At 70.3% G+C, this 26642-nt stretch carries 27 protein-coding genes; 10 read left to right on the forward strand and 17 right to left on the reverse strand.

The features are described 5' to 3' along the window. The first annotated feature begins 7 nt into the window (after window positions 1–7). The 5 genes from ACFQ2D_RS04795 (at window position 8) to ACFQ2D_RS04815 (ending at window position 3818) form a co-directional block, all read left to right on the forward strand. The gene (locus tag ACFQ2D_RS04795; RefSeq protein ID WP_280943681.1) at window positions 8–445 is read left to right on the forward strand and encodes a DUF2141 domain-containing protein; all 438 of its coding nucleotides are present in this window, start codon (window positions 8–10) and stop codon (window positions 443–445) included. Beyond that, window positions 442–1032 (forward strand): hypothetical protein, encoded by a 591-nt coding sequence (locus ACFQ2D_RS04800; RefSeq protein ID WP_386795554.1) that lies wholly within the window; start codon window positions 442–444, stop codon window positions 1030–1032. The genes ACFQ2D_RS04795 and ACFQ2D_RS04800 overlap by 4 nt, the downstream gene beginning before the upstream one ends. 141 nt (window positions 1033–1173) lie before the next feature. Further along, the gene (cls, locus tag ACFQ2D_RS04805; protein ID WP_280943715.1) at window positions 1174–2613 is read left to right on the forward strand and encodes a cardiolipin synthase; all 1440 of its coding nucleotides are present in this window, start codon (window positions 1174–1176) and stop codon (window positions 2611–2613) included. Between the two features lie 133 nt (window positions 2614–2746). Next, a complete protein-coding gene (locus ACFQ2D_RS04810) occupies window positions 2747–3037 on the forward strand; it encodes a hypothetical protein (RefSeq protein WP_280943679.1) in 291 nt (96 codons plus the stop codon). A 25-nt stretch (window positions 3038–3062) separates the two neighbouring features. Beyond that, window positions 3063–3818 (forward strand): pyridoxine 5'-phosphate synthase, encoded by a 756-nt coding sequence (locus ACFQ2D_RS04815; RefSeq protein WP_280943678.1) that lies wholly within the window; start codon window positions 3063–3065, stop codon window positions 3816–3818. A gap of 10 nt (window positions 3819–3828) precedes the next feature. Here the strand turns inward: ACFQ2D_RS04815 and ACFQ2D_RS04820 are convergent, their stop codons facing one another. The 11 genes from ACFQ2D_RS04820 to dnaA form a co-directional block, all read right to left on the reverse strand. After that, window positions 3829–4197 (reverse strand): ExbD/TolR family protein, encoded by a 369-nt coding sequence (locus ACFQ2D_RS04820; protein WP_280943676.1) that lies wholly within the window; start codon window positions 4195–4197, stop codon window positions 3829–3831. A gap of 216 nt (window positions 4198–4413) precedes the next feature. After that, complete coding sequence (locus ACFQ2D_RS04825; RefSeq protein ID WP_280943675.1) at window positions 4414–4830, reverse strand: ExbD/TolR family protein; 417 nt, start codon at window positions 4828–4830, stop codon at window positions 4414–4416. Between the two features lie 14 nt (window positions 4831–4844). Further along, a complete protein-coding gene (locus tag ACFQ2D_RS04830; protein WP_280943674.1) occupies window positions 4845–5273 on the reverse strand; it encodes an ExbD/TolR family protein in 429 nt (142 codons plus the stop codon). Window positions 5274–5300: 27 nt separating this feature from the next. Then, a complete protein-coding gene (locus tag ACFQ2D_RS04835; protein ID WP_280943673.1) occupies window positions 5301–6041 on the reverse strand; it encodes a MotA/TolQ/ExbB proton channel family protein in 741 nt (246 codons plus the stop codon). A 73-nt stretch (window positions 6042–6114) separates the two neighbouring features. Then, entirely contained in the window at window positions 6115–6783 is a 669-nt protein-coding gene (locus ACFQ2D_RS04840) for an energy transducer TonB (RefSeq protein ID WP_280943672.1), read from the reverse strand. A 138-nt stretch (window positions 6784–6921) separates the two neighbouring features. Further along, on the reverse strand, window positions 6922–8136 hold the full coding sequence (locus ACFQ2D_RS04845; RefSeq protein WP_280943671.1) for a tetratricopeptide repeat protein: 1215 nt from the start codon (window positions 8134–8136) through the stop codon (window positions 6922–6924). Between the two features lie 86 nt (window positions 8137–8222). After that, window positions 8223–9014 carry a M48 family metallopeptidase gene (locus ACFQ2D_RS04850; RefSeq protein ID WP_280943670.1) on the reverse strand — a complete coding sequence of 264 codons (792 nt, stop codon included), beginning with the start codon at window positions 9012–9014 and terminating at the stop codon, window positions 8223–8225. Window positions 9015–9172: 158 nt separating this feature from the next. Further along, window positions 9173–11620, reverse strand: a complete 2448-nt coding sequence (gyrB, locus tag ACFQ2D_RS04855) for a DNA topoisomerase (ATP-hydrolyzing) subunit B (RefSeq protein WP_280943669.1) — start codon at window positions 11618–11620, stop codon at window positions 9173–9175. A gap of 145 nt (window positions 11621–11765) precedes the next feature. Next, entirely contained in the window at window positions 11766–12857 is a 1092-nt protein-coding gene (recF, locus tag ACFQ2D_RS04860) for a DNA replication/repair protein RecF (protein WP_280943668.1), read from the reverse strand. 109 nt (window positions 12858–12966) lie between these two features. Then, window positions 12967–14067, reverse strand: coding sequence for a DNA polymerase III subunit beta (gene dnaN, locus ACFQ2D_RS04865; RefSeq protein WP_280943667.1), 1101 nt, complete (start codon window positions 14065–14067; stop codon window positions 12967–12969). 682 nt (window positions 14068–14749) lie between these two features. Then, window positions 14750–16084: a chromosomal replication initiator protein DnaA gene (gene dnaA / locus ACFQ2D_RS04870; protein WP_280943666.1), complete on the reverse strand. Its 1335-nt coding sequence runs from the start codon at window positions 16082–16084 to the stop codon at window positions 14750–14752. Window positions 16085–16309: 225 nt separating this feature from the next. On the opposite strand from dnaA, the gene rpmH reads away from it, so the two are divergent. The 5 genes from rpmH (at window position 16310) to ACFQ2D_RS04895 (ending at window position 21251) form a co-directional block, all read left to right on the forward strand. Then, complete coding sequence (gene rpmH, locus ACFQ2D_RS04875; RefSeq protein ID WP_027070414.1) at window positions 16310–16450, forward strand: 50S ribosomal protein L34; 141 nt, start codon at window positions 16310–16312, stop codon at window positions 16448–16450. Between the two features lie 55 nt (window positions 16451–16505). Then, entirely contained in the window at window positions 16506–16940 is a 435-nt protein-coding gene (gene rnpA / locus ACFQ2D_RS04880) for a ribonuclease P protein component (RefSeq protein WP_280943664.1), read from the forward strand. Between the two features lie 13 nt (window positions 16941–16953). Then, the gene (gene yidC / locus ACFQ2D_RS04885) at window positions 16954–18660 is read left to right on the forward strand and encodes a membrane protein insertase YidC (RefSeq protein ID WP_280943663.1); all 1707 of its coding nucleotides are present in this window, start codon (window positions 16954–16956) and stop codon (window positions 18658–18660) included. A 46-nt stretch (window positions 18661–18706) separates the two neighbouring features. Next, the gene (gene mnmE, locus ACFQ2D_RS04890) at window positions 18707–20047 is read left to right on the forward strand and encodes a tRNA uridine-5-carboxymethylaminomethyl(34) synthesis GTPase MnmE (RefSeq protein WP_280943662.1); all 1341 of its coding nucleotides are present in this window, start codon (window positions 18707–18709) and stop codon (window positions 20045–20047) included. A 157-nt stretch (window positions 20048–20204) separates the two neighbouring features. Continuing rightward, entirely contained in the window at window positions 20205–21251 is a 1047-nt protein-coding gene (locus ACFQ2D_RS04895; RefSeq protein ID WP_280943661.1) for an energy transducer TonB, read from the forward strand. Window positions 21252–21342: 91 nt separating this feature from the next. Here the strand turns inward: ACFQ2D_RS04895 and ACFQ2D_RS04900 are convergent, their stop codons facing one another. From ACFQ2D_RS04900 to ACFQ2D_RS04925, 6 genes are all read right to left on the reverse strand, one after another. Continuing rightward, window positions 21343–22518, reverse strand: a complete 1176-nt coding sequence (locus ACFQ2D_RS04900; protein ID WP_280943660.1) for an ABC transporter permease — start codon at window positions 22516–22518, stop codon at window positions 21343–21345. After that, complete coding sequence (locus ACFQ2D_RS04905) at window positions 22515–23258, reverse strand: ABC transporter ATP-binding protein (protein ID WP_280943659.1); 744 nt, start codon at window positions 23256–23258, stop codon at window positions 22515–22517. The genes ACFQ2D_RS04900 and ACFQ2D_RS04905 overlap by 4 nt, the downstream gene beginning before the upstream one ends. A 45-nt stretch (window positions 23259–23303) precedes the next feature. After that, entirely contained in the window at window positions 23304–24821 is a 1518-nt protein-coding gene (locus ACFQ2D_RS04910) for an alpha/beta hydrolase (RefSeq protein ID WP_280943658.1), read from the reverse strand. Then, window positions 24818–25018 (reverse strand): helix-turn-helix transcriptional regulator, encoded by a 201-nt coding sequence (locus ACFQ2D_RS04915; protein WP_280943656.1) that lies wholly within the window; start codon window positions 25016–25018, stop codon window positions 24818–24820. Before ACFQ2D_RS04915 ends, ACFQ2D_RS04910 begins: the two co-directional genes overlap by 4 nt. 7 nt (window positions 25019–25025) lie before the next feature. Beyond that, window positions 25026–25604 carry a hypothetical protein gene (locus tag ACFQ2D_RS04920; RefSeq protein WP_280943655.1) on the reverse strand — a complete coding sequence of 193 codons (579 nt, stop codon included), beginning with the start codon at window positions 25602–25604 and terminating at the stop codon, window positions 25026–25028. A gap of 214 nt (window positions 25605–25818) precedes the next feature. Beyond that, entirely contained in the window at window positions 25819–26583 is a 765-nt protein-coding gene (locus ACFQ2D_RS04925; protein ID WP_386795555.1) for a ferredoxin--NADP reductase, read from the reverse strand. Between the last annotated feature and the right edge of the window lie 59 nt (window positions 26584–26642).

Below are 26642 nucleotides of genomic sequence, written 5' to 3' on the forward strand. Positions count from 1 at the left end.
ACCCGACATGGACCCATCACGCCGGCGACGGCCGCTCCTGCTTCTGCCCCTGCTCGCTTCCGCCCTGGTCTTGCCCGCATTCGCGGTCGAGCTGGTGGTGGACATCGAGCGCGTCGGTGCCCAGACGGGACGGCTGACGGTGTTTGTCTACGATTCCGAGGAGGCCTGGAACAGCCAGCGCGACGCACTGCGGATGCAGCGCGCCTATCCCGACGGCAGCGATCGGCTGCAGGTGCGCTTCGATGGGCTCAAGGCCGGCCGTTACGGGGTGATGGTGCTGCACGACAAGGACGGCAACCGCAAATTCGACATCGGGCCGCTCGGTATCCCCAGGGACGATTACGGGTTCTCCAACAACCCTGTCCTGTTCGCGCGCCCCGGTTTCGATCGCATCGCGTTCGCACTGCCGGCGCAGGGCGGGCGCATCACCGTACGCATGAAGTGAACGGCGGGGATCGCGCCCTGCACCGGCTGTCGTGGGGATGGATCGTGCTCGGCGCGCTGGCGCTGGCGGTGGGCTTGCTGCTGGCTGCCGCCGCCTGGCAGTTCTGCCGGGAAAGCACGCTCACTTCCGGCATCGTCGTCGCGCACCAGGGGCGGGACGGCGGCATCCGCGACCTGACGGGCCGTTACGTCAGTTCCAACGTGGTGCCCGTCGTGGCCTACAGGGGTGCGGACGGCCGGTCGGCCCGCGTCATCGGCAACATGCCCCGCGACGAGTCCAAGGCGCCGCCCATCGCCAGCGCCTTGGTGGTCCGCCACCGCGTGCTGGCCGATGGCACGACGTTGGCCCGCATCGATTCGCCTTTCGAGATCATGGGCCTGCCCGCACTGCTGCTCCTGTTCGGCACCGGTCTTCTGGGCGCCGGCCTCTACGGGCGGCGGGTGGCAGTGGGCCGGCAGTCCGTGCGCGGGCGGCCCCGTCCCGGCACGGCCGACTGGGATCGGCTGCGGCTTGCCGGCGGTACGCGCGCGCGATCGCCTGCGCTGCGCGGGTGCGCGGCCGGGAAACGGCCATCGCGGCGACGCTGACTGCCCTGCTGCGGCGTCGGGCCTTGCTGCATGCACGGGCCTCGAGCGGCCGGGCAGGCGCATCCGCTTCCGCCGTCACTGCCATCCCGCTAGCCTAGTTGCGGGCGTCGCAGCCGCAGCGACGACGGAAGGGCCGTGCCGATACTCGATCTGCTGCGCCAGGGCTGGGATTGGCTCGGCGCCGTTCCCCACCTGCGCCTGTACCTCACCGCGGGCTGGGCGCTGTACCTGCTGCTGCTGGGCGGCTGGATCATCCTCCAGAAGCGCGAACCGGTCGCGACCGTCAGCTGGCTCCTCGGCCTGGCGCTGCTGCCCTACGTGGGCTTCCTGATCTACCACGTGTTCGGTCCGCAGCGGATCGAGCGCCAGCGGCTGCGCCGGGCGCGGGTCCGCGGCGAGCTGCCGGCGCAAGCGCTGGCCGAGAACGAGGAGGTGGCCGAACTGGCGCGCATGGTGCGCGCATCGACCGGGCTGCCGATGACCACCGCCAGTGACGTGCACCTGCTGGTCGACGGCGCGGCCAAGTACGACGCCCTGCTCGAGGACGTGGCCCGCGCCCGCCACCACATCCACCTCGAGTACTACATCTGGCATCCCGACACGACCGGCGCGGCGCTGCGCGATGCCCTGGTCGAGCGCGCCCGTGCCGGGGTGAAGGTGCGCCTGCTGGTCGACGCCCTGGGCGCGGCGCGTTGCCAGCGCTTCTTCGCTTCCCTGCTGGAGGCAGGCGGCGAAGTGGCCTGGTTCCACCCCACCCGCTTCGGCCGCGTCTGGCAGCGCCCGTGGACCAACCTGCGCAGCCACCGCAAGATCGTCGTGATCGACGGCCGCATCGCCTACACCGGCGGCATGAACGTCACCGACGACCAGAACGAGCGCGTCAATCCGGCGGCCTACCGTGACCTGCACCTGCGCGTGGAGGGCAACCTGGTGCGGGCGCTGCAGCTGGTGTTCGTCGAGGATTGGGCCTATGCGACGGGCGAGCGCGAGTTCATCGGCGAAGTCGAGCGCCAAAGCCCGCCGCTGCCGCGCGGCGACGTCTGCGCGCAGGTGATCACGTCGGGTCCCGATTCGCCGTGGGAAGCCATCCACCGCGCCCACGTCGGCGCGATCCACGCCGCCAGGCAGCGCGTCTGGCTGGTGACGCCCTACTTCGTCCCGGGCGAGGCGGCGATGATGTCGCTGACCTCGGCCGCCCTGGCCGGCCTGGACGTACGCCTGCTGGTGCCCAAGATGAGCGACTCGCGCCTGGTGACCCTCGCCGCCCGCTCGTACTTCGGTCCTCTGCTCAAGGCCGGGGTCAAGGTCTATGAGTACGGCCCGCGGATGCTGCATACCAAGGCGCTGCTGGTGGACGACAGCACGGTCGTGATCGGCAGCGCCAACTTCGACCACCGCAGCTTCCGGCTCAACTTCGAGGTCTCGGTACTGTTCGACGATGCGCGGCTGGGCGCCGCACTGGCCGAACTGGTCGAAGGCGAACTGGCCAGCGCGCCACGGGTGCGCCTGGGTCCGCGCCGCAGCCTGCTGCGCGCGCGCCTGCCCGAGGCGCTGGCGCGGCTGCTGTCGCCGCTGCTGTAGCCGCGTCCTGCCGCTGGCGGATCCGGCCGCGCGGCCCGCCCGCGCGACCAGCGGTGCGGGCCGCCGCCCGAACGGCATGCCGCGTGGACGCTTGGCGTTAGACTGCGTCCACGCCCGCAGCGGAGCCTGCCCCATGCCCTGGTTGTTCCTGTTGCTCGCGGTCGCCGCGCTGGCGATCGCCTTCATGACCTCGTCCGTGGCACTGGTGGTGATCTGCCTGGTCGCGGCGCTGGTGCTGCTGTGCCTCTGGATCCTGGGCCTGCTGTCGCAGCGGATCGATACGCAGAGTCGGGACGACAGCCAGATGCTCGATCCACGCGAGCTGCAGCGCATGCGCGAACTGGCCGAGGCGCGCCGTGCCGCCGCGACGCCCGGAGTGCCCGCTCCCGCCCCCGCGACCGCCGACGAGTCGCAGCTCCGGTGAGCATGCGTCACGGGGGGCGCGACGCATGAGCTGCCGCCTCAGCGTCAACCTCAACAAGATCGCGGTGCTGCGCAATTCGCGCGGCGGCGTCGAGCCCGACATCCTGCGCGCGGCCACGACCTGCCTCGACGCGGGGGCCCACGGCATCACCGTGCACCCGCGCCCCGATGCGCGCCACACCCGCCACGACGACGTCGTGGCGCTGTCCGCCCTGTGCGATGCGCGCGGCGTGGAGTTCAACCTCGAAGGCAATCCGTTTGCGCCACCGCGCGAGGGCTACGCCGGTTTCGTCGCCCTGTGCGAACTGGTGCGTCCCGCCCAGGCGACCCTGGTGCCGGACGCGGATGCCCAGCTGACCTCCGACCACGGCTTCGATTTCGTGCGCGATGGCGCGTCGCTGGCGCCGCTGGTCGCCCGGCTCAGGGCGCTGGGCTGCCGGGTCAGCCTGTTCGCCGACGCCGGCTGCGACGTGGGAGCCGCGGCGGCCATCGGCGCCGACCGGCTCGAGCTCTATACCGGCCCGTGGGCCGAAGCGTTCTCTTCCGGACACGGGGCCGAGGCGCTGCCCGCCTTCGCCGCAACGGCCCGCGCGGCGACGGACGCAGGCCTGGGCATCAATGCCGGCCACGACCTGAGCCAGGCCAATCTGGGCGCCTTCCTCGCCGCCGTTCCGGGCGTCGAAGAGGTCTCGATCGGCCACGCCCTGATCGGCGAGGCCCTGTACGACGGCCTCGCCACCACCGTCTCGCGCTACCTGGCGATCATCGACCGCGCCGGCTGAGCGCGCCGGCTCACTGCCGCAGGAACCCGATCCTTGCCAGGCCCGCCCGCTCGGCCTCGGCCAGGACCTGCACCACCGCCTGGTAGTCGGCATCGCCGGCGGCGTCGATCTGCAGCATCGGCTGCGTCTCCACTCCACCGCGTGCGGCTTCCCGCATCCGCGCCAGCAACTGCGTGCGGCTGGTGTCCTCGCCGTTCCAGAACAGTTCGCCCGAGGCGGCGATGCGCAGCGTGACCGGCGCCGCCGGCTGCCGGTCCGGCGGGCTCGCCTGGGGAAGGTCGAGGTCGATGGACCGCGACAGCGCCGGCGCGGTAACCATGAAGATGATGAGCAGGACCAGCAGGACGTCGCACAACGGAATGATGTTGATCTCGGCCATCGCGGGATTCCCCCGGTCGGCCCGGCTGCCGTACGCCATGACGCACCTCCTGCCTGGGTGGATGCGCCTTCGACGCTACGCCGCCCTCCCCCGCCCCGCAAGTACGACCTTGGTCGGCCCTGCCACGCCCAAAAAAAACGCCGCCCGATGGGCGGCGTTGAAGATTGCTGCGGTAAGCGGCCGGCGCGCTGCAGGCGACGCCGGACGGTCGTGCGGTTACTTCTTGACGAAACCGATCTTCTGCATGTGCGCGTTCTTGGCCGAGGCGAGCACCTTGGCCAGCACGCCGTACTCCGCGTCCTCGCTCATGTCGATCTCCAGCGTCGGCTGGTTGGCCGGATCGCGCTGGACCTCGGCATCCATCATCTGGCGCAGCGCCGAAATCGGCGTCGGGCTGTCGTTCCAGTAGACGGTGCCACCCGCGTCGATCCGCAGGCGGATCGGCTCGGGCGGATCCTGCGGGTTCGTCGGCGGATTGAGCGAGCGCTGCGGAAGGTCGATGTCGATCGGATAGGACACCTGCGGCGCGGTGACCATGAAGATGATCAACAGCACCAGCATGATGTCGCACAGCGGAATGATGTTGATCTCGGCCATCGGCGCGCCATCACCACCACCGGATGAAAAAGCCATCGTGCGTTCTCCGATCAGTTCTTTTCGCGGGCCGAGACGAAGCCCACCTTGCGCATGCCCTTCTGCTGCGCAAGGGTCACCACCTCATTGACGATCCGGTACGGCGTGGTCGCGTCGCCACGCACGTTGACGGCGGGTTGCGGCGTCTTCTGCGCTTCCACCGCCAGCGTGCTGTCGAGCACGTCCAGCGTCACCGGCTGGTCGTTGAGGTACAGGTTGCCATTGGACGTGATCGCGACGGTCAGCGGAGGCGCGGGAGGCGCCTCGCTGGGACGTTCGTCGAGATTGGCCTCGGGCAGGTCGACCTTGACCTTGTGGGCCATGAGCGGCGCGGTGACCATGAAGATGATCAGCAGCACCAGCATCACGTCGACCAGCGGCACGATGTTGATCGTGGCGTTGACCTTGTCGTGGCCGCCGTCACCGCCTGAGCTGAAGGCCATGTCGGATCTCCGTCAGTCTGGTATCGATCAGCGGGCTTCGCCGACGCGGGCGCCCGTGGCGAAGAAGTCGTGCAGGTCGTGCGCGAAGGTGTCGAGCTTGGCATTCACGCCGCGGTTGAGGCGGACGAAGAAGTTGTAGCCCAGCACCGCCGGGATCGCGACGGCCAGACCGATCGCGGTCATGATCAGCGCCTCGCCCACGGGACCCGCGACCGCGCCGATGTCGGCCTGGCCGGTGGCACCGATGCGGATCAGCGCGTTGTAGATGCCCCACACCGTGCCGAGCAGGCCGACGAACGGCGCGGTCGCACCGACGGTGGCGAGCACGGTCAGGCCGTCTTCCAGACCGGCCGATTCGCGGGTCACGGCCTGGCGCAGGGCGCGGTCCACGAACTCGGAGCGGCTGAGCGACTCGGCCAGGCGCGAACCGTCATGGCGCTGGTGGTGCGCGGCGGCCTGGGCGGCGTCCAGCGCGACCTTGGAGAAAGGTTCGCTGCGCGGCTGCTCTTCCATGAAGCGGATCGCGTCCTGCGCGTTGGGGGTTTCCCAGAAGGTGGCGATGACGCGGTCGGAATTCGACTTCAGGCGGATGTGCTTGAAGAAGTTGTAGATGATCCAGTAGATCGAGAGCACCGACATGAGGATCAGGACGATGAACACGATCCAGTTGACCACTGTCATGTGTTCGATCAGGTTCGCGAAGCCCATCTGGGTCAGTGCTTCGGCGTTGCCTCCGGTCGATGGGGCGGCGGTGGTTTCCTGCAGCATGACGCTTACCTTTTTGAATGTTGTTGAAGTGTAGGAGTGGAACGGTGTAACGCGTGGAACTGTTGCGAGTCGATCAGCCGCCGAGGTTGAAGTCCACCGGCACGCGGACGCGCCCGGCGGCCGGCTGGCCATTGACGATCGAGGGGTTGAAACGCCACCTGCGTGCGGCCTGCATCGCGGCGCGGTCGAGATCGCGATTGCGGCTGGACTTCTCGACCGACACGTTGGTCACGTTGCCGTTCGCGTCCACGTCCACCACCAGGATCACGGTGCCCTCGATGCCGGCGCGCAGGGCGGACGGCGGGTACTGGGGAGGATTCATGGCGCGCGAGGAGATGTCGACGCTGGCACCGATGTCCGGCTGGGCCGCGGGCGGCGCAGGCGGGGCCGGCGGCGGCGCGGGCGTGTCGACCGGCGACGGCTCATCGAACACCACCGGCGGCTCTTCCGGCGGAGGCGGCAGCGGCGTCGGCTGCGGCGGCACCAGCTCCTTGATCGGCTGGGGCTTGGGCGGCTCCGGCGGCGGCGGCGGCGGCGGGGGCGGCGGCGGCGGCGGCTCGATGATCACCACGCGGGTGGCATCGTCGTCCTGCTTCTCGGCTTGGGGCGGGGTGGCAGGCGCCAGCAGCAGCAGAAGCGCCGCGGCGTGGATCGCCACCACCAGGGTGAAGCCGGCGATTCGCGCCCAGTCCAGACCTTCGTCTTCGTCTTTCTTGTCGGTCTTCGGCAAGCGGTCGGTCATGCGTTGAACTCAAGTCTGGCCGGGCGCCGCGCGCCCGGGTTCGTGTCGTATCCGCTGCCGGCATTTCGGCGACGGGAATTTCCAAGCTTATACCAATCCGCGGGCGCGATACCAACCGGTTTCCCACGTGACGCAGGATCAGTTGCTCCTGGAAAGAATGCGCTTGGCCTCGTCCGGATTCTTGATCCCCTTGTCAAGTGCCGCCTGCGCGGCCTGCTTCGCTTCGGGCAGGCGGCCCTCGTTGGCCAGCAGCTTGGACAGGTTGAGATAGGTTTCGCCGGTGGGGGCCAGCGGCGCGGCCTTCTGGTAGGCCTCGATGGCCTGCGGGATCTGCTGCGGCTCGCCGAAATAGTAGGCCTGGGCGAGGGCGACGTAGGTCTGGTGGTCGGGCTTGAGGATGTTCTTCTGCAGGCCTTCGTTGATGATCTCGATGGCCTTGGCCTGGGCGTCGTCCAGGCTCAGGTACGAGGCCATCAGGTTGCGGTACTCGCGTTCCTCGGTCAGCTCGCCCTTGGCGCGCAGGCCTTCGTACACCGCGGCGGCCTTGTCGTACTGGTCGGTCTGCAGGTAGGTGGCGGCGAGGTTGAGCTGCGAGCGCTTGTCGTCGGGCGTGCGCGCGGCGATCTGCTCGGCCAGGCGGCTGGCCTCGGCGCCCTGGCCGGCTTCGGCATAGGCGGCCATCAGCAGCTGCTGGTACTCGGGCTTGGCGTCGGCCGCCTCGGCCAGCGGGCGCAGCACTGCGATCGCCTCGGGGTAACGCTCCATGCGCAGCAGCACGTTGCCCTTGAGTGCGGCGATGGCCGGGTCGGTGGTGCCGGTCTCGGTGAGCAGCTGCTCGATGGTCGCCAGCGCCTGGTCGTAGCGCTCGTCCTGGGCGTGCAGCTGGGCCAGGATGTACATGACCTCGTAATGCTCTTCGTTCTTCAGGCCATTGAACTGCAGCGCCTGCTGGAAGTACTCCACCGCCTTGGCGTCGTCCTGGCCGAGCACGGTCGCGCCGGCGATGCGCGCGGCCATCGACTTGTCGTAATCGTTGGACTTCCCGTCGGCGATGATCTCGGCGGCCAGGCTCTGGGTCGTCTCGACGTCCTGCGCTTCGTACGCATCCGAGAGCTTGCCCAGGCGCGCCGAGGCCGAACGCGAGGCCTTGCCTTCCGGCTCCTGGCGGGTGGCGCCGGCATAGCGGGGCGCAGGCTTGTCGGCCTGGGTCTCGTTCTTCTTGGCGTTGCGCTCGGCCCGACGCTCCTCGGCGCGCGTCGGCGCGCCCTGCGCCAGCGCGGTGGTCGTGGCCAGCAGCAGGCCGGTGGCCATCATCGCGGTCAGCAGGCGGGTGGGGAGCATCGTCTTGGGCATGGGTCTCACCTTGTTTCATGCGCCGGCCGGCGCAAGGGCTGGGAAGGATGTCGTGAAGCGGGCGGCGCGGGAAGTCCCGCGGCGGATCAGCCGCAGCTGGGGCGGCGCCCGGCGGCGCGGGCCTGTTCCCAGGTCGGCACCAGCTGGTCGGCGCGCGCCTGCAGTTCGGCGATGCGGCTCTGCGGGTCCGGATGCGTGGACAGCCACTGCGGCGGGCGGTTGCCGCCGGCGGAGATCATGTTCTGCCACAGGGCCACCGCGGCGCGCGGATCGAAGCCGGCCTGGGCCATCATCCGCTGGCCGACCACGTCGGCCTCGGTCTCCTGGGCGCGGGAGCCGGGCAGCAGGAAACCGGTCTGGGCCAGGATGCTGCCGCCCTGGGTGGCGAGCGCACCGTAGTCGCCGGCCAGCGCGCCGAGCAGCTGCACTGCGCCGGAGGCGCCCATCTGCCGGGTGATGCGTTCGTCGTGGTGGCGCTCGACCACGTGGCCGATCTCGTGCGCAACCACCGCGGCCAGCTGGTCCTGGTTCCGGGCGACGTCGAACAGGCCGGTGTTGATGCCGACCTTGCCGCCGGGCAGAGCGTAGGCGTTGGGTTCCTTCTCGGCGAAGACCGCGCTTTCCCAGGCGAAGGCGCGCTGGCCCGCCGGCAGCTGGCGCACCAGCGCGTCGACCACGCAGCGCACATACGCGTTCTGGCGCGCGTCGGTGCTCAGCGGGCCCTTCTGCTTGGCTTCGGTGAATGCCTGCGCGCCGAGCTGGTTGAGCTGCTGCTCGGAAACAGCGCCGACGTACTGGGTCCGTCCAGTCGAGGAGGTGGTGGTGGCACATGCCGCGAGCGACGCGACGATGACCAGCGATGCGATGGTGTGCCTCATGGGGGGGACCCTTGCGTTTCGCCGCGAGTGTGGCGGCGGACGTCTTAAGTTTTCGTCAATCCGGCGGCGCCAGGCGCCGCCGGGAAAAGGCGCAGGGTCCCTTGCGCCTCGCTGGTGCGGACGGTGTTTCCGCCGCGTGAACGCCGCGGCGGTCCGCGTCAGATATCCAGGTTGGACACCTTCAGCGCGTTGTCCTCGATGAATTCCCGACGCGGCTCGACCACGTCGCCCATCAGGGTACTGAAGATCTGGTCGGCGGCAACCGCATCCTCGATCCGCACCTGCAGCAGGCGCCTGGTCTCGGGGTTGACCGTGGTGTCCCAGAGCTGCTCGGGGTTCATCTCGCCCAGGCCCTTGAAGCGCTGGATCTGGCGGCCCTTCTTGGCTTCTTCCAGCAGCCAGGCCTGGGCCTGGGCGAAGCTGGTGATGGCCTGGGCGCGGTTGCCGCGCAGGATCTGCGCACCCTCTCGGATCAGGCCATGCAGCAGGGCCGCGGCCTCCTTGAGCGCGCGCAGCTCGCCGCCCTCGAACGCCGACAGCGGCAGCACCTGCACCGCCTCGACGCCCATGTGGCGGCGTCGGGCGATCAGCGCGGCGGGGCGGTCCTCGCGTGCCGGCTGCCATTCCAGCGCGTAGCGCGGACGGCCCAGGCCATCGCGGTTGAGGCGCTTTTCCAGCACTTCGAGCTCATGCCGCTCGTCGGTGTTGGCGCTCAGGGCTTCCGGGTCGAGCGGGGTGAAATCGATCAGCGCCTCGAGCAGCAGCGGGTCGTAGCGATGCGCGTTGCGGGCGATCGCCTCGCGCGCGCCGGCATAGGCCAGCAGCAGTTTCTCCAGCGCGGGGCCTTCGATCGGCGGCTCGCCGTCGGCCGGCACCAGCGCGGCGCCTTCCACGGCGTTGCCGGCCAGGTAGGCGTCGAGCGCCGCGTCGTCCTTGAGGTAGAGCTCGGTCTTGCCCTGCTTGATCTTGTACAGCGGCGGCAGGCCGATGTAGATGTGGCCGCGCTCGAGCAGCTCCGGCATCTGCCGGTAGAAGAAGGTCAGCAGCAGGGTGCGGATGTGCGAGCCGTCCACGTCCGCGTCGGTCATGATGATGATGCGGTGGTAGCGCAGCTTGTCCGGGTTGTACTCGTCCTTGCCGATGCCGGTGCCCAGCGCGGTGATCAGGGTGCCGACCTCGGCGCTGGAGAGCATGCGGTCGAAGCGCGCGCGCTCGACGTTGAGGATCTTGCCGCGCAGCGGCAGCACCGCCTGATTCTTGCGGTTGCGGCCCTGCTTGGCCGAGCCGCCCGCCGAGTCGCCCTCGACGATGAACAGTTCGCTGAGCGCCGGATCCTTTTCCTGGCAGTCGGCCAGCTTGCCCGGCAGGCCGGCGATATCCAGCGCGCCCTTGCGGCGGGTCAGGTCGCGGGCTTTGCGCGCCGCCTCGCGCGCGCGCGCCGCGTCAACGATCTTACCCGCGATGGCCTTGGCCTCGTTGGGGTGTTCCTGCAGGAACTCCTCCAAACGTGCAGCGAACGTGCTGTCAACAACCGGTCTCACATCCGATGAGACCAGCTTTTCCTTGGTCTGCGAGGAAAAGCTCGGATCCGGCACCTTGACCGACAGCACGGCAATCAGGCCCTCGCGCATGTCATCGCCCGAGAAGCTGACCTTGGCCTGCTTGGCGATGCCGTTCTGCTCGATGTAATGGCTGAGCGTGCGGGTGAGCGCCGAACGGAAGCCCTGCAGGTGGGTGCCGCCATCCTTCTGCGGGATGTTGTTGGTGAAGCAGAACATCGTCTCCTGGTAGGAGTCGGTCCACTGCAGCGCCACTTCGACGGTGATGCCGTTCTGCTCGCCGGACACCGAGATCACGTTCGGATGCAGCGGGGTCTTCAGCTGCGCCAGGTGCTCGACGAAGCTGCGGATGCCGCCTTCGTACTGGAACACGTCGCGGCGGCCCTCGCCGCGCTCGTCGCTCAGGACGATCTTCACCCCCGAATTGAGGAACGACAGCTCGCGCAGGCGCCGGGCCAGGATGTCGTAATGGAACTCGGTGTCGCTGAAGGTCTCGGCCGAGGGCCAGAAGCGCAGGGTGGTGCCCTTGCGGGTCGAAGGCTCCAGCTGCTTGAGCGGGTAGACCGGTTCGCCCAGCGCGTATTCCTGCTGGTGGTGGAAGCCGTCGCGCCAGATCTCGAGCAGCAGCCTGGACGACAGCGCGTTGACCACGGACACGCCCACGCCGTGCAGGCCGCCGGACACCTTGTAGCTGTTGTCGTCGAACTTGCCGCCGGCGTGGAGCACGGTGAGGATGACCTCGGCCGCCGACCGGTTTTCTTCCTTGTGGATGTCGACCGGGATGCCGCGACCGTTGTCGGACACCGACACCGACCCGTCCTCGTGGATCGTCACCACCACCTCGTCGGCGTGGCCGGCGAGGGCCTCGTCGATCGAGTTGTCGACCACCTCGAACACCATGTGGTGCAGGCCGGTACCGTCGTGCACGTCGCCGATGTACATGCCGGGACGCTTGCGCACGGCCTCGAGGCCCCGCAGCACGGTGATCCTGCTCGAATCGTAGGCCTGGCCGGACGCGGGCGAGGGGGTCTGGTTCTCTTCGGTCATTCGTATCCACCGTCGCGCCGTCGACGGCCGGACAGGCCCGCCGACGCGACACTTTAGTTATTGGAACGGAAGCGGGAATTATACCGCGCCCGCCGCAGGGCTTGGGCCGGGCTCTCCGCGCGCCAGCACGGGCTTGGTAGGCGATTCAGGCCGCGCGCAGCCTGCCATGTTCCACGTGGAACATGGCGATCGGCCAGTCTGCTTCCAGAAGGGCGGGGATCGGGTCGGTTCCGGTCACGAAAACCTGGGCCCCGCTGCCCCGAAGGCGCTCCAGCAGGCGCCTCTGATGGTCCCGGTCGAGCTCCGACGCCAGATCGTCGAGCAGGAACACCGGCCAGTGACCACGCACGTCGGCAAAGTCCTCCGCCTGCGCCAGCAGGCAGGCGAGGGCAGTCAGCTTGGCCTGGCCCCGGGAGAGGGCCTCCTGCGCGGGGCGCAGCAGGTGGCCCACGCGCCAGTCCGCCCGGTGCGGGCCGACCGAAGTGAAGCCGGCGACCTGGTCGCGCTCCCGCGCGAGCAGGAGGGCATCGGCCAGTGGCATCTGGTCCCGGCGCCACCCCGGGCGGTAGTCGAGTCCCGCCTCGCCCAGACCGGGGGCCAGGGAGGCGGACAGCGCCGCGAAACGCGGCTGCAGGCGCTCCACGTACCGGCGACGCTCCTGGTCCAGATGCTCGCCAGCCGACGCAAGCTCGGCATCCCAGGCGTCGAGCTGATGGCCCGGTGCGCGCTGCTTGAGCAGGACGTTGCGCTGCTTCAGCGCCCTCGCATAGCGGCGCCACAGGGGATGGAACCGGCCCTCGCCATGTTCCACGTGGAACAAGCCCCAATCCAGGTAGCGGCGACGCGCCTCGGCGCTGCCGGTCACCAGGGTATGGCTGCCTGGCTCGAAGCTGACGGCGGCCAACGCCGCGCACAGGTCGCCCAGCTGCCGGACGGCCTCTCCGTCCAGCCGCCCGGTCCACTCCTGCCCGGTATGGCGCAGCCCGGCCCGGCGACGTACGCCGCCGGGCTCCGCCCATTCGGCGAACACCTCGGCCGCCTCGGCGCCGGTACGCACCAGGCCGTCGCGCACGCGCCCGCGGAAACTCCGCCCGTAGGCAAGCAGGTGGATGGCTTCCAGCAGGCTGGTTTTGCCTGCGCCGTTTGCGCCCACGACGAGATTGAGCTGCGGCCCCGGCGCCAGCTCCAGGGGCTGGAGATTGCGGACTCCGGAGACCACCAGCCGCGTCAGCTGCATGGGGGGGGCTCCGCGAACGTCGACCGGGGCCGATCCACCGTCACCAAACGACTTCGCCCGGCCGAAGCCGGGCGAAGCGGTGGTTCCACGTGGAACACGCGCCCGGCCATCAGAGGCGCAGCGGCATCACCACGTGCCGACAGCGCTCGCTCGACGCCTCACGGACCAGGGCGGAAGAATTCGCGTCGCGCAGCTGCAGGACCACCTGTTCGTCGCGCAGGGCCGAGAGGGCGTCGAGCAGGTAGTTGACGTTGAAGCCGACGGCCAGCCCGTCGACGCGGGTCTCGGCCTCGACTTCTTCCTGCGCTTCTTCCTGCTCAGGGTTGTGCGCGTTGATCCGGACCAGGCCCGGCGACATTTCCAGCCGCACCCCGCGGTACTTCTCGTTGGACAGGATCGCGGCGCGCTGCAGCGAGGCGCGCAGGGCCTCGCGGTCGATCAGCACTTCCCGGTCCGCGCCGATCGGGATCACGGCCTCGTAATCCGGGAAGCGGCCGTCGATCAGCTTGCTGGTGAAAGTGACATCGTCGCGCTTGATGCGGATGTGGTTGCGGCCCATTTCCAGCACGACGGCGCGGTCCCCGCCCTCCAGCAGGCGCTGCAGTTCCTGCACACCCTTGCGCGGCACGATGATCTGGCGCTTGGTCGGCACCGCGTCGTCCAGGGCGGTCTCGCACAGGGCGAGGCGGTGGCCGTCGGTGGCGACGCAGCGCAGGCGCTTGTCGGCCAGGTCGAACAGCAGGCCGTTGAGGTAGTAACGCACGTCCTGCTGGGCCATGGCGAACGCGGTGCGCTCGATCAGCTCCTTGAGCGCGGTCTCCGGCACGCTGACCCGCTCGGTCGCCTCGACCTCGTCCACCGAGGGGAAGTCGTTGGCCGGCAGGCTGGACAGCGTGAAGCGGCTGCGGCCGGCCTGCACCGTGATCTTGTCGCCCGACTGGCTCAGGGTGACCTTCGAGCCGTCCGGAAGGGCGCGCACGATGTCGAACAGCTTGCGCGCGGGAATCGTGGTCTCGCCATCCTGGGCATCGTCGACCGCGACACGCGAGACCATCTCGACTTCCAGGTCGGTACCGGTCAGCGAGAGCTGTCCACCCGAGACCTGGGTGAGCAGGTTGGCCAGCACGGGCAGGGTCTGGCGACGCTCGACGACGTTGACCACTTGCGCGAGCGGCTTCAGGAGAGCTTCGCGTTGCAGGCTGAAACGCATGCGTTGGATTCCTGTGGCAAGGCTTCTAGAAAAGGATAAGAACTTTAAAAGCGGTGGTGCTGGGGGGCCTGCACAGCGGGCACAACACAGATAACTGTTTGATTTCGCTGGAAATTATGGCTGGATGCGGGTGTGGACAAGGACGGCGGCCCGGTCTGGGCAAGCTGTGGATGGTTTCGACCCCCTGCACTTGTCCACAGCTTGTGCGGACGCTGTCCACGAACACACAACATGTAGTGTAACGAAGGTTGCAGGGGCCAGCGCAGCGCCATGCATGAGGGGCACGTGGCGTGGCTTCGGCGCCAGGGCAGCCTCCAGCGGTGGCTGCAGGCCGGTGGCGTCCAGGTCCGAAGCGGTGCCCAGGGCCGCGTCCGCTGCACAGGCGCTGCGGGGCCGCGGTCGCGTAGACCGCAGGCGTCGGCGGCCGGCCCGCGGCAGCGGAGGGCGTACACGGCCGCGTCCGATCGGACGAAGCGTCGGTGGAGGGGTGTGCGCGATGGCGGCGGGCCGGATGGTCGCGGGGGGCGCGTCGCTGCAGGTGGCGACGCGCCGGAGCGCGCGGCCATGGCCGGCGTCCGGGCTGCCGCGCATGGACAGACATCGCCGCCACCGCAACGCGCACGCCTGCGCGGGCACGTCCCCGCGGATGCGTCGCGACGGCGTCGCCGGCGACCGGCCGCCGTTATTCGGACAGCTTGCGGATGAGCTTGTCCCAGTCCTCGCGCAGCTTGCCGTCGGTCTCCATCAGATTGCGGATCTGGCGGCAGGCGTGCAGGACGGTGGTGTGGTCGCGGCCGGCGAAGGCATCGCCGATCTCGGGCAGGCTGTGCTCGGTCAGCTCCTTGGCCAGCGCCATCGCCATCTGCCGCGGGCGCGCCAGCGAGCGCGTGCGCCGCTTGGACAGCAGGTCCTTGATCTGCAGCCCGTAGTAGTCGGCCACGACCTTCTGGATGTTGGGGATGCCGATCGACTGCTGCTGCGCGCGCAGCAGGTCGCGCAGGGTCTCCTGGGCGAACTCGACGGTGATGGTGCGACCGGTGAAGTTGGCGCGCGCGGCCAGCGAGTTGAGCGCGCCCTCGAGGTCGCGCACGTTGCCGTGCATCTTCTTGGCCAGCAGGAAGGCGACCTCGTCGGGCACCATCGTGCCGCGCTCGCGCGCCTTGGCCAGCACGATCGCCGCGCGCGTCTCGAAATCCGGCGGGTCGATCGCCACCGACAGGCCCCAGGCCAGGCGCGACTTCAGCCGCGGCTCCAGGCCTTCGACCTCGCGCGGGTAGCGGTCGCAGGTCATGATGATCTGCTGGCGGCTGTCGAACAGCGTGTTGAAGGTGTGGAAGAACTCTTCCTGGGTGCGGTCCTTGCCCGCGAAGAACTGGATGTCGTCGATCAGCAGCGCATCGATCTGGCGGAACTGGCGCTTGAACTGGTCGGAGGTCTTCTCCTGGATCGAGCGGAAGAAGGCGCTGTAGAACTCTTCCGAGCGCAGGTACAGCACGCGCGCCGACGGATTGGCCTGGCGCATGGCGTTGCCGGCCGCGAACATCAGGTGGGTCTTGCCCAGGCCGGTGCCGCCGTAGAGCAGCAGCGGATTGTGGGCGCGGTCGCCGGGCTTGAGCGCGGCCTGCCAGGCGGCGGCGCGGCCGAGCTGGTTGCTGCGTCCCTCGACGAAGTTCTCGAAGGTGTAGTGGCTATCCAGGTGGCCGGCGAAGGCCACCGCCGGCGCCGGGCGCGCCGCTGGCGCGGCGGCGACTGCCGCGGTCGGGACCGGGGCCGGCGTGGTGCGCGGCAGCGATCCGATCTCCAGCTGGACGTCGCCGCTGCCGGCGAAATGGGCCAGCAGCTCGCGGATGCGCTGCAGGTAGCGGCTTTCGACCTCGTCGCGCACGAAGGCGTTGGGCGCATACAGCACGGTGCGGCTGTCGTCGCGGCGCGCCTGCAGCGGCTTGAGCCAGGTGTGCACATCCTCGGCCGGCAGTTCGGCTTCCAGGCGTTCGAGGCAGCGGGGCCAGGCATCCATAGAACTTCGTGTCGCTGTCTTGGTGGAAAACAAAGGTGGAAAACAGACGCGCCCGGCGCGCGGCTGCGGCCGGTCGGGAGGTCGAAAAGGGGAGGGCAGACTACCACCCGACCCCGTACCGCGCATCCGCCGGCGGAGGGTCGCCTGCCAGGGCTGCTTGACCCTGCCGGGGGGAGGTCGCTAGAATTGCCGGTTCTTTCCGCCCGCTGCACGTCAGACCACGCCATGGCCACCAAGCGCACCTACCAGCCCAGCAACCTCAAGCGCAAGCGCGACCACGGCTTCCGTGCCCGCATGGCGACCGCAGACGGCCGCAAGATCCTGGCCCGTCGCCGCGCCAAGGGCCGCAAGCGCCTGTCGGCCTGAACCGCGCCGAGTCGTTGCAGCCCGGCCGCATGACCGGCCGGGACATGTCCCATCGATGATCGACGCCGGTTTCCCGCGGCAGGCGCGGGTACGCGCGCGCGCCGATTTCGACCTGATCTTCCAGGGCGGGCGCCGCGTCGCGCTGCCGATGCTGGCCCTGCACTGGCTGGCCGATGGCCAGGCGCCGCGCCTGGGACTGGCGGTGTCGCGCAAGGTCGACCGCCGCGCCGTCGGCCGCAACCGCATCAAGCGCATCCTGCGGGACGAGTTCCGCCAGCGCCGCGCCGCGCTGCCCGCGGGCGCCTATGTCCTGGTCGCCCGCCCGCCCGCCGCGACCGCCAGTTCCATGCAACTGCGCGAGGCCATGGCGAGCCTGCTGCGGCGCGCCGGTGCGTTGCCGCCCCCGGCAGCGGACGGCACAATGCCCGCCGCGAATTCCCGCCCGGCCTCCCCGCCTCCTTCCACCACGCCGCGTCCGTCCGGCGAATGAGCCTGCCTGTCCGATGAACCAGACCCGCACCTTCCTGATCGTTGCCTGGCTGATGGTGTCGGTCCTGCTGTGGATGGAATGGAACAAGGAGCAGGCCGCGCCGCCGGCGCCGGAACCGGCCGCGACCGAACTCGCCTCCGGCAGCGCGATCCCGGCTTCGCCTGTACTCGCCCAGGGCGGCGTGCCGGCCGCCCCGGCGGTGCCGCAGGCGCCAGGCGCCGTGCCCGAGAGCAGCGCCACGCCGGCGCGCGCGGGCGCCGTGCAGGTGGAGACCGACGTGCTGCGTCTGGCCATCGACGGCGGCAGCGTGCTGCGCGCCGAGCTGCTGGCCTATCCGCAGACCCGCGACGAGGCCAGCCCGCCGGTGGTGCTGTTCGACAGCGCCCCGCAGCACTACTACGCCGCGCAGAGCGGCTGGGTCAGCACCGGCGGCCCGGCGCCGAACCACGAGCAGGGTTTCGTGCCGGCCGGCGACGAACGCAGCTTCGTGCTCGCCCCCGGCCAGGATCAGCTGGTCGTGCCCTTCGTCTGGCGCGGCCCGGACGGCGTGGAGATCCGCCGCAGCTATGTGCTCAAGCGCGGCGAGTACGCGATCGGCGTGCGCGACGAGATCGTCAACACCGGCAGCCAGCCGTGGCAGGGCTACGCCTACCGCCAGCTGCTGCGCGGCACGCCCAACGTCAAGCGCGGCATGACCAACCCGGAGTCGTTCAGCCTGACCGGCGCGACCTGGTACGGCGACGAAGGCGGCTACGCGCGCCGCTGGTTCACCGATTACGAAGACGGGGCGATCAACGCCACCGACAGCAACACCTGGATCGCCTTCGTCCAGCACCACTTCTTCGGTGCCTGGCTGCCGGGCGAGTCGGGCGGCGCGAAGAACGCGATCACCCTCGACACCGACACCAGCAGCGGCGCGCCGCGCTACCTGATCCGCGAGATGGCCAGCGCCCCGGTCGTGGTCGCCCCGGGCCAGCAGGCGGTGGACACCGCCCGGCTGTGGGTCGGCCCCAAGCTGGTCGGCCAGATCAAGGCGCAGCAGGTGCCGGGCCTGGACCGCGTGGTCGACTACAGCCGCTTCTCGATCATGGCCTGGCTGGGCGAGGGCCTGTTCTGGGTGCTGGAGAAGCTGCACGGCCTGTTCGGCAACTGGGGCTGGGCGATCGTCGGCCTGGTGGTGCTGGTCAAGATCCTGCTGTTCCCGCTGGCGACCGCCCAGTACAAGTCGATGGCCAAGATGCGCAAGTTCCAGCCGCGCATGCAGCAGCTCAAGGAACGCTACGGCGACGACCGGCAGAAGTACCAGGTCGCGATGATGGAGCTGTACAAGAAGGAGAAGATCAATCCCGCGGGCGGCTGCCTGCCGGTGCTGCTGCAGATGCCGATCTTCTTCGCCCTGTACTGGGTGCTGCTCGAATCGGTGGAACTGCGCCATGCGCCGTGGATCGGCTGGATCCAGGACCTGACCGCGCGCGATCCCTGGTTCATCCTGCCGGTGATCAACATCGCGGTGATGTGGGCCACGCAGAAAATCTCGCCGATGACCGGCATGGACCCGATGCAGCAGCGCATGATGCAGATGATGCCGGTGGTGTTCGGCGTCATGATGGTGTTCTTCCCGGCCGGCCTGGTGCTGTACTGGGTCACCAACGGCGGCCTCGGCCTGCTCCAGCAGTGGTACATGCTGCGCAAGTACGGCGACGCGCCGGCCAAGGCCTGATGCCTGCCGAAGCCCGCCGCCCGGCGGGCTTCGCGCTTGCGACGCCATGAACGCCGCGCCTCCCCCCGCCGACACCATCGCCGCCATCGCCACCCCTGCCGGGGCCGGCGGCGTGGGCATCGTGCGGATGTCGGGCCCGGCCGCGCTGGCGATCGGCCAGGCGCTGTGCGCGCGGCGGCTGCAGCCGCGGCATGCGCACCACGTGCGCTTCCGGGACCACGACGGCACGGTGCTCGACGACGGCATCGTCCTGGCCTTCGTCGGCCCGTCCAGCTACACCGGCGAGGACGTGGTCGAGCTGCAGGCCCACGGCAGCGCGCCGGTGCTGCGGCAACTGCTGGCCCGCTGTTGCGCGCTGGGCGCGCGCATCGCGCGGCCCGGGGAATTCAGCGAGCGCGCCTACCTCAACGGCCGCCTCGACCTGGCCCAGGCCGAGGCCGTGGCCGACCTGATCGCCGCCGGCGACGAGCGCGCCGCACGTGCCGCGCGGCGCGCGCTCGACGGCGAGTTTTCCCGGCGCGTGGACGCGCTGGCCGAACGCGTGCTGCGGCTGCGCGTGCATGTCGAGGCGGCAATCGACTTCGCCGACGAACCGATCGACACGCTCGGCGGCCCGGCCCTGCGCAGGGGGCTGGACGAGGCGCGCGCCGACCTGGACGCGCTGCAGGCCGCCGCCGCGCGCGGCCGCAAGCTGCGCGACGGCCTGCACGCGGTGATCGTCGGTCCGCCCAACGCCGGCAAGAGTTCGCTGCTCAACGCGCTGGCCGGCAGCGAGCGCGCCATCGTGACCGACATCGCCGGCACCACCCGCGACCTGCTGCACGAAACGCTGCGCATCGACGGCTTCGAGCTCAACCTGGTCGATACCGCCGGGCTGCGCGAGGACGGCGATGCGATCGAGCGCGAGGGCATGCGCCGCGCCCGCGCCGAGCTGCGGCGCGCCGACCTGGCCCTGGTGGTGCTCGACGCGCGCGAGGCCGACGCCGGGCTGCGCGCGGTCGCGGCCGACATCGCCGGGGTGCCGCAGCGCATCCTGATCCACAACAAGTGCGACCTGGTCGGCACGCCGTCCCTGCAGGCCGGCGCGATCGCGGTCTCGGCGCGTACCGGCGCCGGGCTCGAAGCGCTGCACGCGCGGCTGCGCGAGGCCGCCGAGGGCAGCGCGCCGGCGGAGGGCGTGTTCACCGCCCGGGCGCGCCATCTCGATGCCCTGCACCGCGCCGCGCAGGCGCTGGCCGATGCGGCCACCGTACTCGCCCACGAGCAGCTCGACCTCGCCGCCGAGGCGCTGCGCCTCGGCCATGACGCCCTGGGCGAGATCACCGGGCGCACCCTGCCCGACGACCTGCTGGGCCGGATCTTCTCGACCTTCTGCATCGGCAAGTAGCGGCGGCGCGCCCGTCCGGGCGTCTTTCGCAAACTCCATCACAGTTTCCCGGGCACCGGGCCAGCCAGACTCGGCAGGACCGGCCGCGCCGGTTGACAAACCAGGCGCGCTGTCGCGTCCTAGACGCACACGGGATCCGTCTCAACAGGGGAAATCGATGTCCACCAACACCACCGCGGGCGGCCGGAGGGGGCCGCGTCGGCTGCTCACCGGCACCGCGCTCGCTCTGGCCCTCGCCACCCTGGCTTCCTGCGGCAAGGACGAGCCCGCGCCGGCGCCGGGCGCCGCCCCTGCGGCGGGAACGCAGGGACCCGCCGCGGAGCAACAGCCCGCAGAGGCCGTATCGGCCGAGGTCGCCGCGCTCAGCTCGGACGAACTGCGGGAAGCCGCCTCCAAGGCCTACCAGGAAAGCCGCCTCTACGCGCCTGGCGGCGACAACGCGATGGAGTACTACCTCGCATTGCGCGACAAGGAGCCGGCCAACGCCGGCGTCGCAAGCGCCCTGGTCGACCTGCTGCCGATGACCGTGATCGCGACCGAGCAGAGCCGCGACCGCGGCGACTTCGCCGAGGCCCGCCGCCTGCTCGCGCTGATCGAAAAGACCGACTCGTCCTACCCTGCGGTCGAGCGGCTCAAGAACACGATCGCCAGCGCCGAGACCGACGCCGCCCGGCGTGCGCAGCAGGAGCAGCTCACCGCCGAGCAGGAGGCCGAGCGCCGCCAGCAGCTCGAGCGCGAGCGCCAGGAACAGCAGCGCCAAGCCCAGGAGCAGGCGGCGCGCGATCTCGCCGCCCAGCAGGCGGCCGCGCAGCAGGAGGCCACCCGCCAGGAAGCCGCGCGACAGGAGGCCGCCCGCCAGGAAGCCGCGCGGCAGGAGGCGGCGCGCCAGGAAGCCGCGCGCCAGGAGGCGGCACGCCAGGCCGCGCCGCGTCCGGCCGCGGCGGCCGCCAGCGACCTGCGCCCGATCAGCACGCCGGCACCGCGCTATCCGCCCGACGCGCTGCGGGCGGGCACGTCCGGCGAAGTGCAGGTCGAGTTCACGGTCGGCGTCGACGGCTCCGTGGACGGCGTGCGCGTGGTGCGCGCCAATCCGCCGCGCGTCTTCGACCGCGAGGCGGTCAACGCGGTGCGTCGCTGGCGCTTCGAACCGGTGGGCGCGCCGGTCACCACCCGCCGCACCATCAACTTCAATCCGACCCAGTAACCGGTCCGTCCGTCGCAACGAAAAAAGCCCGGCGCTCGCCGGGCTTTTTTTCTGGTCCGGCACCCGGCCGGACGCCCGCGGCGCGGCCGCGTCAGGCCGAGATCGCCAGCTTCTCCCGGTGGTACAGGCGGGCGGCCAGCAGCCACAGCACCAGCGCCAGTCCGAAGCCCGCGCCCAGGTACACCGCCCATTCCTGCGCGGCCACCGCCTCGCTGCGCACCAGCTTCAAGATCATCTGGTTCTGCGCCAGGAACGGCACCGCGAACTGCCAGAGCTGGTTCTTCACCGGGTTCACCATCAGCACGATGGTGGGGATCACCGGCAGGAACATCAGCACGCTCATGTAGCTCTGCGCCTCCTTGACCGACTTCACGCTGGCCGCGATCAGGGTCAGCAGGGTGGTGCCGATCAGCACCATCGGCAGCAGCACCAGCAGCAGCTTGGCGATCACCGGCGTGGACACGTCCACCAACTGCATCGGGCCCGGCGCCAGCTGGAAGGAGAACTTCAGCGACAGCACCACCAGCAGCAGCGAGAGCATGCCGAACAGGCAGGCGGCGAGGATCTTGCCGCTCATGATCGACGCGCGCGCCGCCGGCGTGGCCAGCAGCGGCTCCAGCGACTGCCGCTCGCGCTCGCCCGCGGTCACGTCGATCACCAGCGCCGCGCCGCCGAGGAAGCTCAGCAGGATCAGCAGGTAGGGCAGGAACGCCAGCAGCATCCCGCGCCGCGCCTCGGGCGTGGCCACGTCGCGCTGGCCGACCTGCACCGCGAATCCGGCCTCGGGACTGACCCCGCGGTTGATCCCGCGCAGCACGCCGACCGTGCGGCTGTACTCGAGCAGCACGCCGCGCACGCGGTTGACCGGGATCTGCGAATCCTGGCGCGAACTGTCGTAGATCAGCTCGACGCGCGCCGGCCGGCTGCCCCGCCAGCGCTCGCCGAACTCCGGGTCGATCTTCAGCACCACGTCGAAGTCCTGGCTGCGCACCGCGCCTTCGGGATCCTGCGGGGCATCGATCGTGTCGATGTTGCGGCCCTTGAGGAAGGCGACCAGGTTGGGCGCGTGTTCGGCGCCGACCACCGGCAGCTCCAGCGTCGATTCGAGCTGGGTCCGCATCTTCTTCTCGGCCATCGCGCCCAGGCCCAGGATCAGCGCCGGGATCAGGATCGGGCCCATCAGCAGGCCCAGCGCCATGGTCTTGCGGTCGCGGAACAGGTCCACCAGCTCCTTCTTCGCGACGGTCCAGATCGCACTCATGCTCATGCGGCTTCTCCCTCGAGGCCGGCCAGGCGGACGAACACGTCCTCCAGGTCGGACAGTCCCGTCTGCTCGCGCAGTTGATCCGGCGATCCCACCGCGCGCACCTCGCCGTGCGCGACCACCACGATGCGATCGCACAGGGCGGCGACCTCCTGCATGATGTGGCTGGAGAAGATCACGCAGCGGCCTTCGTCGCGCAGCCCGCGCAGGAAGCTGCGCAGCCCGCGCGTGGTCATCACGTCCAGGCCGTTGGTCGGTTCGTCGAGGATCACGTTGCGCGGCGCGTGCACCAGCGCGCGCGCGATCGCGGTCTTGGTGCGCTGGCCCTGGCTGAAGCCCTCGGTGCGGCGGTCGAGGAAGTCCTCCATCACCAGGGTCTTCGCCATCGCCGCGGTGCGCTCGCGGATGGTCGCCTCGTCCAGCCCGTGCAGGCGGCCGAAGTAGGCGATGTTCTCGCGCGCGGTCAGTCGCTTGTAGATGCCGCGCGCGTCGGGCAGCACGCCCAGGCGCTGGCGCACCGCGGTCGGATCCGCGGCGACGTCGATGCCGTCGACCTCGATCCGGCCCTGGTCGGGCGACATCAGGGTGTAGAGCATGCGCAGCGTGGTGGTCTTGCCGGCGCCGTTGGGGCCGAGCAGCCCGGTGATCTCGCCGTCGCGCGCCTCGAAGCCGACGCCCTTCACCGCGTGCACGGTGCCGGTCTTGCTCTTGAACGATTTATGCAGGTTGTCGATGCGGATCATGGGAAGGTCCGTGTTCTCGAATGGGGTGTGGAGCGCACAGCGCGATTACGGCTCCCAGCCGTAGTTGCCGGCGAACGGCGGCTGCGCGCTCAGGCGCTCCAGGCAGGTGGCGTCGAGCGCGGACGCATCGGCGCCTTCGACGAACTGCGCGAACAGCTTGGGCATGCAGCCGGTGCCGAGCACGCTGTGGCCCTGGCCCGGCAGCACCAAGTGGCGGCCATTGGGCAGCCCTTGGACCACCTCGTCGCCGTAGCGGGGCGGGGTGACCGGGTCGTACTCGCCGCTGATCGCGAGCACCGGCAGGTCGCCCGCCAGCGGGTCGCGGAAGCGCTCGCTGCGCGTGCCCTTCGGCCACACCGCGCACTGCGCGCGCAGGGTGTCGACCAGGATCGGGCCGAGCACGGTGCCCGCGTCGTCCGCGCCGGCTTCGCCGAACTCGTCGGCGTCCTCGCTGCAGCTCACCGACAGGCCCATGCCGACCGCCATCGCGTCGCCCATCTGCCCGGCGAGCATGCGCGACTGCGCCAGCAGGCTTTCGTAGCGCTGCTGCGAGGCCTCGTGCAGCACCAGCGGCAAGGTGGCCGCCATCGACGGCTGGTAGGCGTACAGGCGCAGCAGGCTGGCCAGGTGCACGTACCGCGGCACTTCCTCGCGCCACTCACCGGAGACGGGGTCGCGGTAGCGCACCGGCGCGATACCGCCGGCCTGCAGCCGCTCGCGCACCACGGTCAGCTGCTGGCGCGGGTCGCCGAGGTTGGCCAGGCAGGCCTCGCTGGCGCGGCAGCGCTGGAACTGCGCATCCAGCGCATCCTCCAGGTTGCGCGCGTGGTCGAGACCGAGCACCAGCGAGTTGGGCACCACCGAGTCGAGCACCACGGTGCGCGTGTGCTGCGGGTATGCGGCCGCGTACTGCTGCGCCACGCGCGTGCCGTAGGACACGCCGACCAGGTTGATCTTTTCGACGCCCAGGCGGCTCCGCACCAGGTCGAGGTCGCGGACGTGGTCGCCGGTGGTGTAGAAGCGCAGGTCGCTGCTCTCCTGCAGCGTGTCGCGGCAGGCCTCGGTCAGCCGCACCAGCGCCTCGATGCTGTCGTTCTCCGGATCCGCCAGCACCTCCTCGTTGTTGAAGTCCGGACAGTGCAGCGGGTTGGAGCCGCCGGTGCCGCGCGCGTCCACCAGCACCACGTGGCGGTTGCGACGCGCGTCGGCGAAGGCCTCGGCGACCGACGGGTAGCTCTCCAGCGCCGACTGTCCCGGGCCGCCGGCGATCATGAAGATCGGATCGGCCTCGGCCATGCCCTTGGCCGGCACCAGCGCGATCGCCAGCGCGATGCGGCGTCCATCGGGCGCGTCGTGGTTCTCGGGCACCTCGAGCGTGCCGCACTGCGCCTCGACCGCGTTGTTGCCGGGACCGGGCAGGGAGCAGGGCTCGAACGCGAGTTCGCCGTAGTGCACGCGACCCTGCGCGTCGGCCTGCGGGCCGGTGCCGCGGCCGCCGCCGCCGTCGCAGGACGCCAGCATCAGGCTGCCGGCGAGGGGGACCAGGTAGAGCAGGCGCTTCATGCGGAAGTCTCCGGGAAGAAAATCGATTCGATGGTGGCGTCGAACACGGCCGCGATCCGGAACGCCAGCGGCAGGCTGGGATCGTACTTGCCGGTTTCGATCGAGTTGATGGTCTGTCTCGACACTTCGAGACGCTCGCCGAGCTGCGCTTGTGACCAGCCGTGCGCCTCGCGCAGTTCGCGGACGCGGTTCCTCATCGCGCACTCATTCGTAACGCCGCGCGATGGCGCCGCGACCCACGCCGTAGGCGGCGCAGATCAGCGGGAAGACCCAGATCATCGCGTCGCGGGCCGCGATCTCGACCAGCCGCGCCGACTGCAGCAGGCCGCCGGCCATGTACAGCAGCGAGACTACCCCCGAGGCGACGGCGAGCGAGACGAGCTCGATGCGCTGCTGCAGCTCGTCGAGCGCGCGCAGGTAGCGCGCCATCGCCAGCAGGGCGGCCACGATCGGCAGCAGCGGTAGCAGCGCGACCGCCGCCCGCAGCGGCATCGGATCGACCCGCTTGAGCAGCCAGAGCGAAGTCGCCAGCGCCAGTACGTAGGCCAGCATCGCCATGCCGCCCTCGAGCAGGTAGCGGCGGGCGACCGGTGGCGACGCGACGTCGATGCCCATCGGGTCCCGGTTGGTCAGGCACATCGCGCCGATCAGCAGCGCTCCGACGCACAGCACCACGGCCGACCCGCGATCCAGTCCCGGCAGCAGGCCGGGGGCGACCAGGCGGGCCACCCCAGGCGCGCCCAGCAGCAGCGCCAGCCCGAGGGTGACGGCGCGGCCGCTCATGCGCATGGGCGCAGCCCGGCGGGAAGTAGTGGCAGGGACATCGCGATCCCGTTGTCAAGGAAGCTTGACATCAGGATGCCGCCGCGCGCCGGCCGTGTCAAGCAAGCTTGACATGCCGCCGTGGACCGACATCCATGCACGCGCCCGCGATTGCGGCCTCCCCGGCGACGCCCGGGCCGCGGGGCCAGGCGGTGCGTCCTCGGCGGACCTGCGCCTACTTGCTGCTGACGTACTTCTCGCGGCGGATCCGCGGTACCGGCAGGCCCGCGTCCTTCAGCGCCTCGAAGCAGGCGTCGACCATGTTCGGGTTGCCGCACAGGTAGGCGATGTCGCCCCCGGCATCGGGCGCGAACTCGGCCAGGAACTGCTGCACATAGCCGGAGCGCACGTCCGCATGCGCCTGCGGCGAGCCCGCCTCCGGAAGTTCCCGCGAGAAGCAGGGCACGAAGCGGAAGCCGGGATTGCGTCGCGCGAAGGCGCGGAACTCGTCGCCGTACAGCAGCTCGGCCGGGCTGCGCGCGCCGAACAGCAGCACGACCTCGATGCCGCGTTCGGCGATCGCCTTCTCCAGCAGGGGCAGCATGGCGCGGTACGGGGTCACGCCGGTGCCGGTCCCGATCAGCAGGTAGCGGCGGTTGGCATCGTTCGGCATCAGGCAGAAGCGCCCGAACGGACCGCTGGCCTGCACCGTGCCGCCTTCCGCGAGGTTCTCGAACAGCGCGGTCGCCGCGCCCCCTGGCACGTAGCTGACCGCGATCTCCACCGCATCGCCCGGCCCCAGCGCGTGGTCGTGGATCGTCGCCAGCGAATACGAGCGCTTGGTCGGCGTGCCGTCCGCGTACTGGAAGTGCACCTGGATGAACTGTCCGGGGATGAAATCCAGCGGCTGCCCGTCGTCGCGGGAAAAGGTGAGGTGCGCGACCGACGGCGCGAGCATGCGCCGTCCGGTGAGCCTGAGCGGGAACTGGACGATGGCCAAGACGGGAATGGGACGGTGCGGCCCGGGAGTGGGTCGACGGGCCGCCTATACTAGCGGCT

This window comes from Luteimonas composti (assembly GCF_042678665.1).
Lineage (GTDB): Bacteria > Pseudomonadota > Gammaproteobacteria > Xanthomonadales > Xanthomonadaceae > Luteimonas > Luteimonas composti.